This is a genomic window from Acinetobacter halotolerans (assembly GCF_004208515.1).
In the GTDB taxonomy this organism is placed as follows: Bacteria; Pseudomonadota; Gammaproteobacteria; order Pseudomonadales; family Moraxellaceae; genus Acinetobacter; species Acinetobacter halotolerans.
Window position 1 is genome coordinate 69,287 of the sequence record NZ_SGIM01000011.1, and the last position, 17,866, is coordinate 87,152.

19 protein-coding genes are annotated in these 17,866 nt (G+C 38.7%); 8 read left to right on the forward strand and 11 right to left on the reverse strand.

What is annotated here, in order from left to right; translation table 11 throughout:
- Window positions 1–43: 43 nt before the first annotated feature.
- The 3 genes from leuE to aceR form a co-directional block, all read right to left on the reverse strand.
- Window positions 44–694 (reverse strand): leucine efflux protein LeuE, encoded by a 651-nt coding sequence (gene leuE / locus EXE30_RS12785; protein WP_130162725.1) that lies wholly within the window; start codon window positions 692–694, stop codon window positions 44–46.
- Window positions 695–767: 73 nt separating this feature from the next.
- Entirely contained in the window at window positions 768–1,757 is a 990-nt protein-coding gene (gene tal, locus EXE30_RS12790) for a transaldolase (protein ID WP_130162726.1), read from the reverse strand.
- A 111-nt stretch (window positions 1,758–1,868) separates the two neighbouring features.
- Window positions 1,869–2,759 carry an HTH-type transcriptional regulator AceR gene (aceR, locus tag EXE30_RS12795; protein ID WP_130162727.1) on the reverse strand — a complete coding sequence of 297 codons (891 nt, stop codon included), beginning with the start codon at window positions 2,757–2,759 and terminating at the stop codon, window positions 1,869–1,871.
- Between the two features lie 105 nt (window positions 2,760–2,864).
- Between aceR and aceI the strand changes: the two genes are divergently transcribed.
- From aceI to EXE30_RS12825, 6 genes are all read left to right on the forward strand, one after another.
- Window positions 2,865–3,296 carry a chlorhexidine efflux PACE transporter AceI gene (gene aceI, locus EXE30_RS12800; RefSeq protein ID WP_005196664.1) on the forward strand — a complete coding sequence of 144 codons (432 nt, stop codon included), beginning with the start codon at window positions 2,865–2,867 and terminating at the stop codon, window positions 3,294–3,296.
- 83 nt (window positions 3,297–3,379) lie between these two features.
- Window positions 3,380–3,760, forward strand: coding sequence for a hypothetical protein (locus EXE30_RS12805; RefSeq protein WP_228256124.1), 381 nt, complete (start codon window positions 3,380–3,382; stop codon window positions 3,758–3,760).
- 203 nt (window positions 3,761–3,963) lie between these two features.
- The gene (locus tag EXE30_RS12810) at window positions 3,964–4,776 is read left to right on the forward strand and encodes an SDR family NAD(P)-dependent oxidoreductase (RefSeq protein ID WP_130162728.1); all 813 of its coding nucleotides are present in this window, start codon (window positions 3,964–3,966) and stop codon (window positions 4,774–4,776) included.
- Between the two features lie 82 nt (window positions 4,777–4,858).
- Window positions 4,859–8,320: a transcription-repair coupling factor gene (gene mfd, locus EXE30_RS12815; protein ID WP_130162729.1), complete on the forward strand. Its 3,462-nt coding sequence runs from the start codon at window positions 4,859–4,861 to the stop codon at window positions 8,318–8,320.
- A gap of 193 nt (window positions 8,321–8,513) precedes the next feature.
- Window positions 8,514–8,948: an HIT domain-containing protein gene (locus tag EXE30_RS12820; protein ID WP_130162730.1), complete on the forward strand. Its 435-nt coding sequence runs from the start codon at window positions 8,514–8,516 to the stop codon at window positions 8,946–8,948.
- 50 nt (window positions 8,949–8,998) lie between these two features.
- Complete coding sequence (locus EXE30_RS12825) at window positions 8,999–10,438, forward strand: adenylate/guanylate cyclase domain-containing protein (RefSeq protein ID WP_130162731.1); 1,440 nt, start codon at window positions 8,999–9,001, stop codon at window positions 10,436–10,438.
- Between the two features lie 83 nt (window positions 10,439–10,521).
- Here EXE30_RS12825 and fdx read toward each other — a convergent pair whose 3' ends face one another.
- The 8 genes from fdx to EXE30_RS12865 all read right to left on the reverse strand — a co-directional run bounded on the left by fdx (window position 10,522) and on the right by EXE30_RS12865 (window position 16,643).
- A complete protein-coding gene (gene fdx / locus EXE30_RS12830; RefSeq protein ID WP_130162732.1) occupies window positions 10,522–10,860 on the reverse strand; it encodes an ISC system 2Fe-2S type ferredoxin in 339 nt (112 codons plus the stop codon).
- Window positions 10,861–10,877: 17 nt separating this feature from the next.
- Window positions 10,878–12,737, reverse strand: a complete 1,860-nt coding sequence (gene hscA / locus EXE30_RS12835; RefSeq protein WP_130162733.1) for a Fe-S protein assembly chaperone HscA — start codon at window positions 12,735–12,737, stop codon at window positions 10,878–10,880.
- A gap of 38 nt (window positions 12,738–12,775) precedes the next feature.
- On the reverse strand, window positions 12,776–13,294 hold the full coding sequence (gene hscB / locus EXE30_RS12840) for a Fe-S protein assembly co-chaperone HscB (RefSeq protein ID WP_130162734.1): 519 nt from the start codon (window positions 13,292–13,294) through the stop codon (window positions 12,776–12,778).
- 84 nt (window positions 13,295–13,378) lie between these two features.
- Window positions 13,379–13,699 (reverse strand): iron-sulfur cluster assembly protein IscA, encoded by a 321-nt coding sequence (iscA, locus tag EXE30_RS12845; protein ID WP_130162735.1) that lies wholly within the window; start codon window positions 13,697–13,699, stop codon window positions 13,379–13,381.
- Window positions 13,700–13,728: 29 nt separating this feature from the next.
- Complete coding sequence (gene iscU, locus EXE30_RS12850) at window positions 13,729–14,115, reverse strand: Fe-S cluster assembly scaffold IscU (RefSeq protein WP_130162736.1); 387 nt, start codon at window positions 14,113–14,115, stop codon at window positions 13,729–13,731.
- Window positions 14,116–14,194: 79 nt separating this feature from the next.
- Entirely contained in the window at window positions 14,195–15,412 is a 1,218-nt protein-coding gene (locus tag EXE30_RS12855) for an IscS subfamily cysteine desulfurase (RefSeq protein ID WP_004671590.1), read from the reverse strand.
- A 1-nt stretch (window position 15,413) separates the two neighbouring features.
- Window positions 15,414–15,887 carry an Rrf2 family transcriptional regulator gene (locus EXE30_RS12860; protein WP_130162737.1) on the reverse strand — a complete coding sequence of 158 codons (474 nt, stop codon included), beginning with the start codon at window positions 15,885–15,887 and terminating at the stop codon, window positions 15,414–15,416.
- Between the two features lie 108 nt (window positions 15,888–15,995).
- A complete protein-coding gene (locus EXE30_RS12865; protein WP_130162738.1) occupies window positions 15,996–16,643 on the reverse strand; it encodes a hypothetical protein in 648 nt (215 codons plus the stop codon).
- Between the two features lie 207 nt (window positions 16,644–16,850).
- Here EXE30_RS12865 and EXE30_RS12870 point away from each other — a divergent pair, with 207 nt between their 5' ends.
- Both EXE30_RS12870 and EXE30_RS12875 read left to right on the forward strand, forming a co-directional pair.
- Complete coding sequence (locus EXE30_RS12870) at window positions 16,851–17,306, forward strand: phasin family protein (RefSeq protein ID WP_130162739.1); 456 nt, start codon at window positions 16,851–16,853, stop codon at window positions 17,304–17,306.
- A 168-nt stretch (window positions 17,307–17,474) separates the two neighbouring features.
- Window positions 17,475–17,747: an HU family DNA-binding protein gene (locus tag EXE30_RS12875; protein ID WP_004639426.1), complete on the forward strand. Its 273-nt coding sequence runs from the start codon at window positions 17,475–17,477 to the stop codon at window positions 17,745–17,747.
- Window positions 17,748–17,866 lie beyond the last annotated feature (119 nt).

Here is a 17,866-nt window from a genome sequence, read left to right on the forward strand (position 1 = left end):
ATCATGAGCTACTTTCTTGGCGTGAATTTAATGTTGATCTAGATCAGGACAAGGTTGAAGTTGCGAGCCTTAAGCCGAAGCCGAAGAATAAAATCCCGACCAAAAATACACCGCCTGCTGCGAGTTTATAATTATGTTTGAAAAAACCAGCTAACTTTATGCCTGAAAAAATAAGCGCTGTTAGATAACTAAAGCTGACGATTTGTAAAATCAATGCCAGTACCAAGAAACTCAACATTGGATAGGGATAATTTGGCTCAACGAATTGCACAAAAAACGATAGGAAAAATAGAATTGCTTTGGGGTTCAATAGACTAATGCTAAGCGCAGTTCGATAGGGATGCACTTTATCTAATTGCGGTAAATCAGCCATTTCTGCGTGATGTGGCGGTTTCTTCCACGTTTGATAGGCACTTTGTAGCAGTTTGAAACCCAAATAAGTGAGATAACAAGCGCCTGTTATTTTGAGAATAACAAACAGAATCGGGAACGCTTTTAATAAAGATGCCGCACCTAAAACAGTACAAATAATTAAAATAAAATCGCCAGTAAACACGCCGCAAGCAGCAGCGTAACCTGTATGTATTCCATAGCGGGAAGCAACAGACATAACATAGATAGAATTGGGACCCGGTAATAACACGATTAAGAGCGTACCAATAATATAAGTCGTTAAATCTGTGATACCGAACACACTGAACTCTTAAAAAAACCGATTTTCACTAATATAGCAAAAATCGGTTTTTAATAGGTGAAAATTCAGCTAATTATGGGCTGATTTCAGCATCAATACCAAAAGATTGACGAAGGAGTAAACTTAATTGGTTTCGCGCTTTAATAAAGCCATCTATTCCACCTTGGAGCAGCTGAAATGCCATTAAATCGTGTTCCAGTTCAGCTTTAAAACTTTCTTTTGTCTGAGCAGAGCGTTCGATTTTGTCAGCTTGTTGAGCGGAAGTAGTTGAGAGTTGAGCTTCAACGACTTGTTGATCTTTTTCTAATTGATCTAATAAGTTTGGAGCAATGGTTAATAAATCACAACCTGCTAAGCCAAGCACTTGAGCTGTGCTGCGAAAACTCGCTCCCATGACTTGAGTTGCGATCCCTTGTTGTTTGTAGTAGTTATAAATTTTCTTAACAGACAAGACACCAGGATCTTTTTCGATAGGATATTGATCCACGCCTTCAGCTTTTTTATACCAATCTAAAATACGACCTACGAACGGTGAGATCAAAGTCACTTTTGCATCTGCACAAGCTTGTGCCTGATGTAAACCAAACAATAAAGTGAGGTTACATGGAATTCCTTCTGCCTCTAGCACCTTAGCAGCTTGAATGCCTTCCCATGTAGACGCAATTTTAATCAAGATACGTGATTGTTCAATTCCATAATCCTTATAGAGTTTGGAAAGTTCACGAGCTTTAGCAATCGTTGCTTCCGTATCATAAGACAGTAAGGCATCAACCTCAGTTGAAACACGACCATCAATCAACTTTAAAATTTCAACGCCAAATTTGACTGTTAAAATATCAATGGTACGTTCAATTAACACATCACTTTGATAACCTTCTTGTTTTGCTTGTGCATAAGCATCTTCAATCAGTTCTTTGCTTTCTGGCTGTTCAGCCGCCGCAGTAATCAGTGATGGATTTGTTGTTGCGTCTAATGGACGAAATTTTTCAATTGCTTCCAGATCACTACTATCTGCGACAACAGTCGTTAAATTCTTTAATTGGTCTAATGCGGTTTGAGTCATTGATATAACGTTCTTTCTTAAACAATATTATGGGTGACTTCATTTATAACACAATCCACAGGAAAGCAAAGCACCGCATTTTAGAGAAATGTTGAGGGTCTGTTGACCGAGCTATTTCATTTTTTGACGTTGATTCCGAATATGTTCAATCAAAAAACGTGCGGCAGCGCCTAACTCACTTTCACGACTCCAAACGAGATCAACGTAGTATTCAAATTTTGGACTAAAATCGTATAAATTTAAGATCTTGAGTTTTTTCTTTAATTCAGGATTTTCATTGAACATTTCTAAAGGCAGAACACCCCAACCTAAATTACGTACAATCATCATACAAGCTGAGTGGTGGTTATCTGTCCGCCAATAGTCTTTGGAAAAGAGTAGTTCAGGTTTGATGTTTTTATCACGACTCGCGACAACGATTTGACGTGTTTGCACCATTTGTTCAAATGATACTTTTTCAAGTTGAGCCAAAGGATGATTTTCAGCAATTACAGGAACTAAAGCTTCTCGTTTTAGTTCAACAAACTGTTCACGACTATCTAAATGTTCTCGTTCAAACATTAAAGCCAATTGTGCAGACTGGTCGAGCAACATTTGCAGCGCATCTTCTTGCGGAGCAGAAACGATATTAATCGCAAGGCTAGGGAACTGTTGTTCAAGTAGCGTGATGTAATCTGTCCAGTTGGTATGTAATAGCTCTGATACCACGACAATATTTAAAGTCGATTCTAAACCTGTACTGAGTGCATAGGCATGCTGTTTCCATTGATTCATTTCAATCAAAAGTTGTTGTGTTTTTTCGTAAAGGACGATTGCTTCTGCTGTTGGCGTTGGCTCGCGTCCAATACGATCAAATAGGTTGAGATTGAGATCTATCTCCAAGTTCGCAATCGACATACTTACCGCAGAAGGCACTTTACCTAATTTCCGGGCGGCGGCGGAAAATGAACCTGTTTCAATGACGGTTTGAAACATGAGGAGTTGTTCTTGATTTATATTCATTGATCAAAGATGCTCATCTATCAAAAAAAATGAAAGAACCTGATTAGATTAATCAACATTATAAAAATAAAATGAGCCATATCCAAACAATAGAGTGTTTTAAAAATGTTGATTTCCAAAAGAAGACTCATTCATGCGATTGTCTATGAAGTGATTTTATTGGTCATCATCGCAATTGCGTTAAGTTTTATTTTTAGCATGCCGTTAGAAGTTACGGGTGTTTTAGGTACGATCATGGCCGTTATTTCCGTATTTTGGAATATGGTTTTTAACCATTATTTTGAAAAGGTTGAATATAAATATCAGTGGGAAAGAACGATTCCAGTGCGTATTTTGCATGCGATTGGCTTTGAGGGCGGTTTGATGCTCGCAACAATTCCAATTATTGCCTATATGATGCATATGAGCTTCATTGATGCATTAATCTTAGATTTTGGTTTGACCATGTGTATCTTGGTTTATACTTTTATCTTCCAGTGGTGTTATGACTCAGTAGAGGGGCGTTTCTTCCCAAATGCGAAGTTAGCCGCGCAATAACGATTGATAAAAAAGCATTCTTTAAGCCTAGCGCTTTAAGAATGCTTTCATGTAAATAGCCTAAGTAGATGGGGTTGGGATAAATGAGTATAATTAAATTAATTTCCCTTGTTTTATTGATAATTAGCCCTGCGAGTTATGCAGGTTATAATGTCTATATAACGAAAAAGGAATTTTATTTGAATGAAGGTAAGTGTATTACACCAGTAGAATGGCGATCCTATTTGGAAACTGATCCCTTTGTAATTGTTGATCCTCATAATTCAGAACAGGATTTTATAGTTTCTGTAAATGAGCAAGTATTCCCATTATGGTATAGCTACGACTCTTGTGATCTATTTACAAAAAATCCAAGTCCAGAAGCGATTAATAAAATGATAGAGATTGCGAAAATGCTCAATGCAACTGTTCAAGGCGATGAGCTGGAAATTTATATTACACCTGATAATGTGATCAGAAAATAATGATATAGCCTAAGTAATATCCAAATTTTTTTAAAAAAATCATAAGACTGTAAGATCTAATAGCGAAATCAAAATATATATAACGTTAGATCATAAGAATTATCTGTGCTTGATTAAAGTGGCAAACAAAAAAATAACTTTAGGTCAAACTGAGAAAAGCAAGATAAGTTATATAAGAGTAATGAAAATAATTAGGTAAAAGAATGAAGGGTTTAAAAGGGAAAACGATTGTAATCACTGGTGCATCGGGTGGGATTGGTGAACAGGCTGCCATTCAGCTTGCGTTGTTAGGTGCTAAAATGTGTCTGATCGCCCGCCGTGAAGATGAGTTAAAACGAGTTCAGCAGATTATTCAAAAACGTGGTGGTCAAGCATGGATTTATCCTGCTGATATTACAGAGGATAATGCTTCAAAAAATTGTATTGAACAGATATTAAAAGAACATGCGAAAATTGATGTGTTGATTAATAATGCTGCTCGTTCTATACGTCGTCCTATTATTCAGGCATTGGATCGTTTGCACGATTTTGAGCGTACCATGCAAATTAACTACTTTGCGGCAGTACTTATGACATTAGGCATATTGCCACACTTTCTTTTAAATGGGAGTGGGCATGTCATCAATATTTCAACAATGTCTACTCAAGTTCCTATCCCATTGTTTTCAGCCTATTTGGCTAGTAAATCAGCATTAGAGTCATTTTCTCGTTCGATGGAGATGGAACTAGGTGAGAAAGGGATTGATGTGAGTATTGTATATTTCCCAATGGTGAGAACACCGATGTCCTCTAAAACAAAAATTTATAAACATATGCGGATGTTAGACACATCTACCGCAGCAGAATGGATCGTTAAAGCAGTGGAACATAAATCATATCGTATCACCAGTACCAGTGGTGCAATTGCAAATGTTTTACTCAACATTGCTCCAGCTACTGTGATGAATCTAACCCGACCATTATTCCGCTTGATGGATCAGCAGCTAGAGAAAAAATTAAAAGATAAATCCAGTTAGTCTTCTTTCTAGATTCATATCAACATAAAAAACATCATGCTAAAATAAGCCACTTGTCATTATAAATTGCACGATTTTCTCTATGTTTCAGCAAGAAATCTCTCAATTAAACCTACAACAACTCAAAGCAGGCGAAAAACGCTGGATTGGTTCACTACTTGGATCGTCGGCAGCACTATTATTTAAAGAAATCGCGACTCAAAGTTCAAATCTATATGTGATTGTAACGAGGAATAATCAGCATCTTGCCCAATTAGAAAGTGAACTCGAATTTTATGGCATAAAACCAATCATTTTCCCGGACTGGGAAATTTTACCTTATGACCGATTGTCTCCGCATCAAGATATTGTTTCAGAGCGATTGGCGATTTTATCTAACATGCCACAAAAGGGCATTTTACTTGTATCCGCTAGTACATTAGCACAACGAGTCGCGCCTTATTCATGGGTGGTCGGTGAACACTTTGATATAAAAGTGGGACAAAAACTAGATTTAGAGGTTCAAAAGAAGCAACTGGTACAGGCCGGTTATCGTTTAGTCGATACCGTTTATGATCATGGTGAGTTTGCTGTTCGAGGCAGCATCATGGATATTTTTGCGTCTGGACAAGAGCAACCGATTCGAATAGATCTCTTTGATGATGAAATTGAAAGCCTGAAATTCTTTGATCCCGAAACCCAAAGAACGACTGAATCTTTAAAAAACTTCACAGTTTTACCTGCAAAAGAATTTCCTTTAAAAGAAGGGCGCTCTACTTTTAGAGATCGTTATGCGGAAAGTTTTCCGACGGCCAATCCGAAGAAAAATCCCATTTACCAAGATGTATTAGAGGGGATTGCAACACCAGGATTGGAGTTTTACTTACCATTATTTTTTGATAAAAAGATAATGGAAGCACAAAGTATGCTAACGACGTACTTACCAAAGAATTGCATTGTCATTACAAATAATGAAATTGAAGATGAATTAATCAATTTTTGGAAAGAAGTCGTACGCCGTTACGAAGACCGCCGTCACAATATTGATCAACCTATTCTTCCACCTGAAGAATTATTCTTGATGCCAAATCATGTGTTGCAGGCATTGAATCAACTTCCACGTATTATTGCTTCTGCTGATGCTTTTGAAAACAAAACGGGCGTACTTAATTTAGCGGCAGAGCAACCCACTAAACTTGCAGTGGAACCAAAAAAAGAGCAGCCCTTTGAAGCCGTCAAACGCTATGTAGATCAAAGTAATCATCCTGTTTTATTGGTGGCTGAAAGTGCGGGTCGTCGTGAAACCTTAAAAGATGCATTACGTTCTGCGTTGGGTGAGATTACGACTGTAGAAAGTTTTGCTCAATTCCAAAAAGAAAAGTTACGTGTCGCGATTACTAATGCACCTTTAGATCGTGGATTATTGTTAACGGATCAATTGACCGTTATTTCAGAAAATCAGTTGTATGAACATCGTGTCGTGCAACGCCGTCGAAAACGTCAACAAGAAGTTTCTGAAGAGTTTTTAGTCCGTAGTTTGACTGAGTTAAATATTGGCGCACCAGTCGTTCACATTGATCATGGTGTGGGGCGTTATGCAGGATTAATTACACTTGAAATTGATCGACAAGATCATGAGTTCTTACAACTTGATTATGCTGATAGCGCAAAAATTTATGTACCCGTTACCAATTTACATTTAATCAGTCGTTATAGCGGTGGTGATCCTGATCTTGCGCCTTTACATAAAATTGGTACAGATACGTGGAGCAAAGCCAAACGCAAAGCTTTAGAGCAAATTCATGATGTAGCTGCTGAGTTGTTACATATTCAGGCCCGTCGTCAAGCTAAACCAGGTTTTGCATTTGAACTTGATCAAACAGCGTATATGCAATTTTCCAGTGGTTTTGCTTATGAAGAAACGTTGGATCAAGCCAATGCCATTGATGCCACATTGCATGATATGCAACTGGCTAAACCGATGGATCGGCTAGTGTGTGGTGATGTTGGTTTTGGTAAAACCGAAGTTGCAATGCGAGCGGCCTTTGTTGCTGTTCAAAATGGCAAACAAGTTGCTGTATTGGTACCGACCACATTATTGGCGCAACAGCATTTTGAATCATTTAAGGATCGCTTTGCCGATACTGCCGTCAGAATTGAGGTTTTATCTCGTTTTGGCAGTAACAAAACCCACTTAAAAATCATCGAAGATTTGGCGGATGGTAAAGTCGATATTGTGGTTGGTACACATAAGATTCTTCAAGAAAATATCCAATTTAATAATTTAGGTTTGATGATTGTGGATGAAGAACATCGCTTTGGTGTTCGAGACAAAGAGCGAATCAAGGCTTTGCGTGCTGATGTCGATATGCTGACTTTAACGGCAACGCCGATTCCACGTACGCTTAACATGGCCTTTTCGGGCATGCGGGATTTATCAATTATTGCCACGCCTCCTGCACGCCGTCTAGCGGTCAAAACCTTCGTACAAGAACATACCGATGACTCAATCAAAGAAGCAATCTTACGTGAGTTGTTACGTGGGGGGCAGGTCTATCTTCTGCACAATGAAGTGGAAAGTATTGAGCGCGCAGCAGAAACCATTCGTACCTTAGTACCTGAGGCTCGTGTCGCAGTCGCGCATGGACAAATGCGAGAACGTGAACTTGAACAAATCATGCAGCAGTTTTATCACAAAGAATACAACGTTTTAGTTTGCTCGACGATTATTGAAACAGGGATCGATGTCCCAAATGCCAATACGATTATCATCGAACGTGCAGATAAGTTAGGTTTAGCACAATTACACCAGTTGCGAGGACGTGTTGGTCGTTCGCATCATCAAGCTTATGCTTATTTACTTGTACCTTCACTGAAACACTTAAAAGGTGATGCAGAAAAGCGTTTGGATGCGATTCAGCGCGCCTCGACTTTGGGTGCTGGTTTTATGCTGGCGACAGAGGATTTGGAAATTCGTGGCGCGGGTGAACTGCTCGGGGAACAGCAAAGTGGTTCAATGCACGCCATTGGATATAGTTTGTATATGGAAATGCTTGAAAAAGCGACCAAAGCAATTCAAAAAGGTAAAACGCCAAACTTTGATGCGCCGTTGTCGTTGACTGCTGAGATTAATCTGCATATGCCAGCACTCATTCCAGATGATTATTTGGGTGATGTACATCAGCGATTGCTGTTCTATAAGCGTATTAGTAATACCGATACTCAGGAGAAGTTGGATAATATCCGCATGGAATTGATTGACCGTTTTGGTATTCCACCACAACCTGTTAAGCAACTCTTTAGCGTTCATCAAATCCGCTTAAGAGCTGAACAACTTGGGATAACTAAAGTTGATGTCAATAGCAATGGAGGCTATGTTGAATTTTCACCTGATACGCCAGTACAAGCGGTTAGTATTATTCAATTAATGCAGAAAAATCCGACTTATTATCGGATGGAAGGTGGTCAGCGCCTGAAAATTATGGTGCAGCTTGCTGAATATGATAAGCGTATTCAATTTATTGTAGATTTATTGAATAAATTATTAAGTGAAATAAATGACTAACAGAAAACCATGATTTGTTGATTAATTGAGCAAGTTTGGTTTTTTGCAAGCTAACGACTTTTTTTGATCGAACCCTTATCTAATAAATGAGGAAAATCATTGTTATTTGTAATCAAATAGCATACTTAGAATATTCACATTAGAACTGATGTGGTAGTATTGATCATCATTATTCTGCATCATTTATAAAGATATGTTTAGTTTGCATCCCCAACTTGCTCAAGATACATTTTTTGTAGGCGATTTCCCGCTTTCAACATGTCGTTTAATGAATGATATGCAATTTCCTTGGTTGATCCTTGTGCCGCGAGTGCCAGGTGTAACAGAGTTATATGAACTCAGCCAAGCAGATCAGGAACAGTTTTTACGTGAATCAAGCTGGTTATCAAGCCAACTTTCGCGTGTATTCCGTGCGGATAAAATGAATGTTGCTGCTTTAGGAAACGTTGTACCTCAATTGCATTTTCATCATGTCGTGCGTTATCAAAATGATGTTGCATGGCCTAAACCTGTATGGGGAGCTCCAGCAGTTCCTTACAGTAATGAAGTATTGGCACATATGCGCCAAACATTAATGCTTGCATTGCGTGGTCAAGGTGATATGCCATTCGATTGGCGCATGGACTGATCTAAAAAATAGAAGAAAAATAGTATTCTATAATAAGAAAGGAGGATAGAGTGCCGCTAGATAGGTTGATTGATAAAGAACCTAGACAGTTCGCTTACTTTCATCGTTTGATGGGGTATTCGATTCTGTCACTAATTTTGGTAATTTATACATTTACCTCATCGAGTGCTAACTATCAACTTTATATCCTCCCTTTATTATTAATTTATTTTTTATTTTGTCCTCGATTGGAAAAATGGCTGCAATATAAATACGATAAAAAAACTGAAAAAAATGTTTTTTTTGCCAATGAGGCGATCATTGTTTCTATCGTTCTTGCTGCACTTCATTTAAGTTTAGTTCCAACCTTTGTTATTATCTTTGCCTTATTATATGTTGGATTGAACAATAGGATTTCTTTACCGATTGCTTGTCTAATCGGGCTTATTGGCGTTATTACGTTTTATTTTAGTACTTTTTTTATATTCGGCGCTGAGCAATATTTTGAGCCGACCAACCCTGAATTAACCGTAGTCAGTTTGTTGGGTTTAATGGTCTTTATCGTGATTGGTAATTATTACCAGCATCGTCGTTTGAGTATCTTGGGTCAGCAGCGTCAGCATTATCATAATCAAATGACACGCTATATCGCTTTCGCAAACCAGTTAAGTCGCTACGCACCACTACAATTGTGGCAATCGATTATGCGCGGTGAAGCTGAAGCAAAAATTGAATACAAGCGTAAAAAACTCACCATTTTCTTCTCTGATATACAAGGTTTTACTGAACTGTCAGAAACGCTTATTCCAGATGATTTGGCTTTTTTACTCAATGACTATTTAAGTCATATGACTGAAATCGCTAAACAATATGAAGCAACTGTAGATAAGTTTATGGGAGATGCCATTCTCATTTTCTTTGGTGATCCGAACTCGCAAGGTACAGAACAAGATGCAAAATCTTGTGTGGAAATGGCGATTGCGATGCGTCAACAAATGAAATTGTTGCGTGAGCGATGGAAGAAAATGGGCTATCCAGCACTTCATATACGCATGGGAATAAGTACAGGGTATTGCCACGTAGGCAATTATGGTGCATCACATCGTATGGCGTATACTATCGTCGGACGCGATGTGAATTTGGCATCACGATTACAATCTGCCGCAGAAGTTGACGAGATCCTTATTGCCGATGACACACATCAACTCATCAAAAGTGAATTTCTTTGTGTGCCTAAAGTTCCGATCTACTTAAAAGGAATTCAAGGACCTGTTAAAACTTGGCAAGTGATGGAAAAGTTCACAGGCAAAAAATCTGATACACAAAAATGGTTTGATTATGATTATAAGGGTTTCCATTTGGTCTTGAACCTAGAGGAAGTCCAAAACTATGAATATCCTGAGTTGGTTGAGATTTTAGAAACCATGATTGAGCGCATTCAGACGCATCAAAAAATTACCAATGCACAGGGTGTTCCGAAACTCACACTAGATGATGAAGTTAAGCAATAAAGCTCAATTCGTCATATTTTTCATTTCAGAAATAAAAAAATCCTCTTTTAAAAGAGGATTTTTTACATCATTTAGCGATTAACTTAATGATTTTCCGAAGCATGGTTGATGGTGTATTTAGGAATCTCAATTTCTAAATCTTCATCAACGATGACCACTTGGCATGATAGGCGAGAATCTGGTTCAAGACCCCATGCGCGATCAAGTAAATCGGCTTCTACATCATCCATTTCTTCAAGGCTATCAAAACCTTTGCGAACAACGACGTGACAAGTTGTACAAGCACATGACATGTCGCATGCGTGCTCAATTTTAATACCTTGCTTGAGTAAGCTCTGGCATAAATTGGCATTATGTTCGACTTCAAATTCAGCACCTTCAGGACAAATTTGGGCGTGAGGGAGAACTTTAATACGTGGCATATTGATCACCTATACCGTTAGTTTGAGTCTGACCAATCTTCAAGTTTTGTACCCTTTAAGGCATGGTCAATATGTCGGTTCATACGAAGTGCAGCAAATGCATCACTATGAGTTTTAAGTTGTTGAACAGCAGTTTCTATCGCTTCAAGTTCATTGGTTTCAAGACGAACTTTTAAAGCTTCAGCGGCTAGGATTAAATCACGAGCTTGTTGCTGCGTTAATAAATCCGTATCTGCTTTTAAAGCTTGTTCTAAAGCTTCTAGCTCACGCTGTGCCTCAACTTTGGTTTCTTGCAAATGGCGGAGTTGTTTATCTTCTTCGGCATGTTGGAAACCTTCTATGAGTAAGCGTTCGGTATCTGTTGATGACAAACCATACGAAGGTTTGATGTCAATTTTAGCTTGAACGCCAGATGTGGTTTCTTTTGCGGATACGGTCAGAAGTCCATCTGCATCCACTTGGAAAGTCACCTCAATGCGGGCTTGACCAGCTGTCATTGGTGGAATGCCATGTAAAACAAATCGCCCTAATGAACGACAGTGTTCTACTAAATCACGCTCACCTTGTACAACATGAATTAACATTGCTGTTTGACCATCTTGATAGGTGGTGAACTCTTGACGGCGAGCCACTGGAATCGCAGTGTTACGTGAGATTAAGCGTTCGACTAAGCCACCCATGGTTTCTAAACCAAGAGAAAGGGGTGTCACATCCAGCAGGAGTGAACCATCCTGGCTATTTCCAATTAGTTGATTGGCTGTAATCGATGCACCGATCGCAACAACTTCGTCAGGGTTAATTGTGCACAAAGGTTCACGTTCAAACAGTTCAGCTACTGCTTTTTTAACAGCATAAGAACGTGTTGAGCCGCCGACTAAAACCACGTTTTCAATATCATCTAATTTAAGTTTTGCATCACGTAGAACGCGTTTGCATACACTTATAGTTTTATCGAGTGCTACTTGAATGATTGATTCAAAAGTCGAACGATCTAAAGTTAAACGGTCATCTAATAGTTTTAATTCAGCAGAATCGTGGTCTGTTAAATATTCTTTTGCTTGGCGAGCAGCAACAATGAAAACGGCATATTCTTCATCATTGAGTGTCTCAATGTTGAGTTGTTTTTTTGCCCATTTCACGATGAGACGGTCTAGGTCATCTCCGCCTAATGCAGTGTGTCCACCGGTCGCTAATACTTCAAATACACCTTGTGAAAAACGCAAGATAGATACATCAAATGTACCACCACCTAAATCGTAAATCACATAGTTACGATCAGTACTCAAATTGGTTTCTTGATCAAGGCCGTAAGCAACGGCAGCGGCAGTGGGTTCGTTCAACAAGCGTAAAACATTCAGACCTGCCAGTTCGGCTGCATCACGGGTTGCTTGACGTTGTGCTTCATCAAAATAAGCTGGAACAGTGATGACAGCACCATTCACTGGATTATTGAAACTTGCTTCGGCACGTTGTTTGAGTTGTTGTAAAATTTCAGCAGAAATTTCAACAGGGGTTTTACGACCCGCTGGTGTTTCAAAAGCTGGCATTTCATTGTCAGCACCAACAAGCGTATAAGGGTGCTGAAATTTAATATCGGATTGTGAGCGTCCCATAAATCGTTTAACTGAAACGATAGTGTTTTTGGGATCGGTCATCATAAAGGGTTTGGCTTCATAACCAAACGTTGTTATATCCTTTGCATAATGAACAATAGAGGGTAATAACACTCTATTTTTTTCATCTTGTAGAACTTTCGGTTTTCCCGATAGCACTGTCGCCACTAAAGAGTGGGTTGTCCCTAAGTCAATGCCAATCGCGATACGATGTTGATGCGGGGCAGTAGATTGACCAGGTTCAGCAATTTGCAAAAGTGCCATGCGTGAGTTATCCCTTGAAAATAATCGGTTAAAGCGGACTAAAAATCATCGTCTAAATCGAAGCTATCTTCTGCGTCGAACATGCGATCTTCAGCTTTATCAATATCATTCATAACACGTTGAAAGAAACGTAGCTTACGTACAGTATCGCGTGCCTCAGCCCAATCTTCGTCTGCATAATCAATTTTAAACTCGCGTACTAAGCTATCAATCCACTGTTGAACATCTATTTTTAAGGTGTGGAGTTGATCTGTCGATGTTGCTTCATCGAGTTGCTCACGCATTTCCAGTGCAGATTGTAAGAACTCAAAATCATTGATGGATTGATCAAGATGATGATCCTGCTTTTTTAAGGCGAGCAAATACGCAGCGCGGCTATCAACGTGTGATAAAACTTTATACGCTTGATTGATGTCGCTTGACTTGATCAAAGCTTGATCTTTATCACTCGTTTTATCTGGATGATATTGCTGTTGCAAACTTAAAAACTGTTTTTTTAAAGCTGCTAAATCTATATCGAGTGCTTCGGGTAATAAGAACAACTCAAAATGATTCATGGGAGATGAATTCCGCTATTGTTAAATACGTTAAAACAGTGCGGAACACACTGTTTTGACGAGAAGAAAGAAAGGAGCGTGTGGTTAAACAGTAAATGATTCACCGCAGCCACATTCACCTTTTTGATTTGGGTTGCTAAACTCAAAGCCTTCATTTAAGCCGTTTTTCACATAGTCCATTTCTAGACCATCGAGATATACTAGGCTTTTAGGATCAACAAAAACTTTAACGCCAGATTGTTCAAAAATTTGATCATGTGTGTCTATGTTATCAACAAATTCGAGCACATACGCCAAACCAGAACAACCTGAAGTTTTCACACCAACACGAATGCCTTCACCTTTACCTCTATTTTTGAGGTAATTGCTGATATGAGTCGCAGCATTTTCAGTTAAATGGATCATGAAAACTCCAATGTTTGATCGGTCATCAATTAAGCTTTAACTTTTTTGCCGCGATAATCTTCAATCGCAGCTTTAATCGCATCTTCAGCCAATACAGAACAGTGTACTTTTACTGGAGGAAGTGCTAACTCAGTAGCAATATCAATATTTTTGATTGCTTGAGCTTCATCTAGCGTCTTGCCTTTTAACCATTCGGTTACAAGAGAGCTTGATGCGATCGCAGAACCACAACCATAAGTTTTAAAGCGAGCTTCTTCAATGACACCATTATCATCGACTTGAATTTGTAAACGCATGACATCGCCGCACGCTGGTGCGCCAACCATACCTGTACCTACATTTTCTGCATTTTTGTCTAAAACACCAACATTACGAGGATTTTCGTAATGATCAATTACCTTTTCGCTATAAGCCATGTTGCTTCTCCAAACCTCGGGGTCAGCCTAATATTAATATGAGGGTTAAAACACGTTTTTCAATTGTAAGTTCAATGAATTAGTGTTCAGCCCACTCAACTGTAGAAAGGTCAATACCTTCTTTATACATATCCCAAAGCGGAGAAAGTTCACGTAATTTCTCAACAGCAGCTTTGGTAATTGTTAACACGTGGTCAATATCTGCTTCAGTTGTGTATTTACCAAAACTAAAACGGATTGAACTATGTGCTAACTCATCTGATAAACCTAAAGCACGTAAAACGTATGATGGTTCTAGTGTTGCAGAGGTACAAGCAGAACCACTTGAAACAGCTGCATCTTTTAGTGCCATCATCAGGGATTCACCTTCAACAAAGTTGAAGCTGACATTTAAATAATTTGCAACGCTTTGAGTTTGGTGACCATTTAAAAAGACTTGTTCAAGGTCTTGTAAACCATTCCATAACTTGTCACGGAGCTGACGAATACGTGTTTGTTCTGCTTGCAGGTTTTTGCCCGCAATTTCAAAAGCTTCACCCATACCCACAATTTGATGTGTCGCTAAAGTACCTGAACGCATACCGCGCTCATGACCGCCACCGTGCACTTGTGCTTTAAGGCGAACACGTGGACTACGGCGAACGAAGAGTGCACCAATACCTTTAGGACCATAAATTTTGTGTGCTGAGAAACTCATCAAATCGATTTTCATTGTTGAAAGATCAATTTCAACTTTACCTGCTGCTTGAGCCGCATCAACATGGAAAAAGGTTTTGTTGGCACGTGTCAATTCACCGATCGCAGCAACGTCTGTTACTGTACCAATTTCGTTATTGACCATCATCAATGAGACAAGAATCGTATCTGGGCGTAAAGCAGCCTGAACCATTTCAGGGGTAATTAAACCCGTGCGTGGTTCGGGTTCTAAATAGGTGATTTCAAAACCTTGTTCTTCAAGTTCACGACAAGGATCCAACACTGCTTTGTGTTCGATTTTACTTGTGATGATGTGTTTGCCTCTTGAGCCGTAAAACTGGGCAATGCCTTTTAGAGCCAAGTTGTCTGATTCAGTTGCACCTGAAGTCCAAACGATTTCGCGTGGATCTGCTTTGATTAAATTCGCAACTTGCTCACGTGCATATTCAGCTTTTTCTTCAGCCTGCCAACCATAGGCATGCGAACGTGAAGCAGGGTTACCGAAAGACCCTTCGAAGGTTAAGCATTCCATCATACGTTCCGCAACTTCAGGAAGTACGGGAGTGGTTGCTGCGTAATCAAGATAAATTGGACGTTTCATGTCAAATACCTGTAACCGATAGAAGGGCTGAATCTAAACTTGCTGAATTTTGACGGACTGCAACGGTTTGCACGTTGTCACGAGCGATTAGATCGGCAAGGGTGATTTTTGCAAGATAATCGGCAATATGGTGGGAGAGTTCTTGCCATAAGTCGTGCGTTAGACACATTGCACCATTTTGGCAGTTGCCTTTATGGTCACAACGTGTTGCATCGACAGTTTCATTTACAGCTTCAATAATTGCTAGTACTGTGATTTCACTTGCTTTGCGAGCAAGATGATATCCGCCATTTGCACCACGAACGCTTGAAACCAAGCCATGTCGTTTGAGTTTTGCGAATAACTGTTCTAAATAAGCGACTGAGATGGATTGACGATTTGCTATTTCAGCAAGCGTGATCGTTTGTTCAGTTGGCTGCAAAGCTAAATCAAGTAGAGCAGTCACTGCGTAACGACCGCGAGTAGTAAGGCGCATGATTCGATACACATGGTTAGACTAGATGTCTAAATTTTATGAATTCCGACTAAAATAGTCAAGTTTTTTAATTGCCATTGTGCAGGTGAAAAGTAAAATAGCTTGGATTTATTGTATCCACGTATTATAAACAAAAAAAGCAATGAAAATAAAGCTTAATACCGCGAAGCTAATATTGATCAAACGCTGACGTTTTTGTAAACGGAGAAGACGGTTTTGATGTTGTTTCACCTCTACAAGTAATGTGTTGATTTCGGAGCGTTGTTGGTCAATTTTATCGAGTAGTGGGGCAATCCGATGCTGTGAAGCAATAGTATCTGCATCATCACCAAAAGTGTTCAACCATTGTTTCCAGTTAACCAGGATGCTCGATAAAGTAAAGTGAGGAACGAGATCAGTAAATTGTTCAGCGAGTGTCGCGTCGCCTAAAATACGCATATTATTAATACTGCGTTGATTGTTAAACACAAAGATTTTAATCAGATCGATAAGCGTGCTATTAATTTCTAAATCTATTTTCCGATCGAGGGCTTTCATATCAAACAACAGACCTTTTTCTGTGAATTGAATATAAAAGTCAAAGAATGGGATATAGCTGTTAATACGAATCGTGATTTTTTGATCAATTAAATTTTTTGCTTGCAAACGTAATGCGGCATCATGTGTGAGGATGAAAGAGAAAAAAGTTTCTAAAACAATGATGACAATGTTTAGCAACAAATGTGGGTGTTTATGTCTTTGTTGCGTATCACTCATAAGTCTCTTTTTCCTTACCTGATTAATCTAAAAAGCAAAGTCTGTAAACTTGAGTATCCTTACTCAACTGTTAAAAACAATTTACATGACTATATTGCTTTGTAGAACAGTTTTTTAAAACGATCAAGTCCTATTTTTGATATTATAAAAACATTTTTATGGTTAAATACGACATGTTGTTTGTAAAGTGCTTAGGAGTAATGGTTCATGGATAAGGCAAATAGAGAAAATGTAAGTGAAGAAGCAGAGGCGGGAACTAAGCTAAAATCAAAGAGTTCCAAAAAATCAGCGCTTGATTTTAAAAAATACACACAACAAATTTGGTTAGCCGGTTTGGGGGCATTTTCTCGCGCAGAAGAAGAAGGAAATAAATTATTTGACTCTTTGGTTAAGGTTGGGGAAGAGTTAGAGTCAAAGACCGTAGATTTTGCTGATAACACCGTAGGAAAGGTCACTGAGAAAGCCAAAGAATCAGTTACAGACACTAAAGATAAGGTTGAAAAGATTTTAGATAGTGGGGTGAACCACTCTTTAAATCGAATTGGTTTGGTCACACCAAAGGATCTTCAGCATATTGAACAGTTATTGGTGCAACTTCATATTAAAGTTGATGCTTTAATCGAAGAAAATGATCAACTTAAGGCTAAATTGAATAAAAAGTAAAAAAATTGCTAGCAACTCGTCCGTTTATGTCGTATTTCGGTATTTATTTTAATTAAAAGGTCTTTCTAGTATTGCGTTCTCCCCTAAAGCATTGCTATAAAGGCTGCATGGCCTTTTAAACTATAGCCTTGGATCTTAACAAACGATATTAAGAGGATATTTTTTATCATGAATAAATCAGAATTAATTGATGCGATCGCTGAGAAAGGGGGAGTGTCTAAGTCGGATGCTGGTAAAGCACTCGACGCGACAATCGCATCAATCACTGAAGCACTTAAAAAGGGTGATACGGTTACTTTAGTCGGTTTTGGTACTTTTAGCGTAAAAGAACGTGCTGCACGTACTGGTCGTAATCCTAAAACTGGTGAAGAGCTTCAAATCAAAGCAAGCAAAGTACCTAGCTTCAAAGCTGGTAAGGGTTTAAAAGATTCGGTTGCGTAATCTTTCTAAATCAATAAACGCACCATTTTGGGTGCGTTTTTTATTTATCGAATGAAAAAATTAATTTGATTTTCATTGGGCATTCATTCACTTTGTTTTTTCAGTTAAAATTGCCTCGA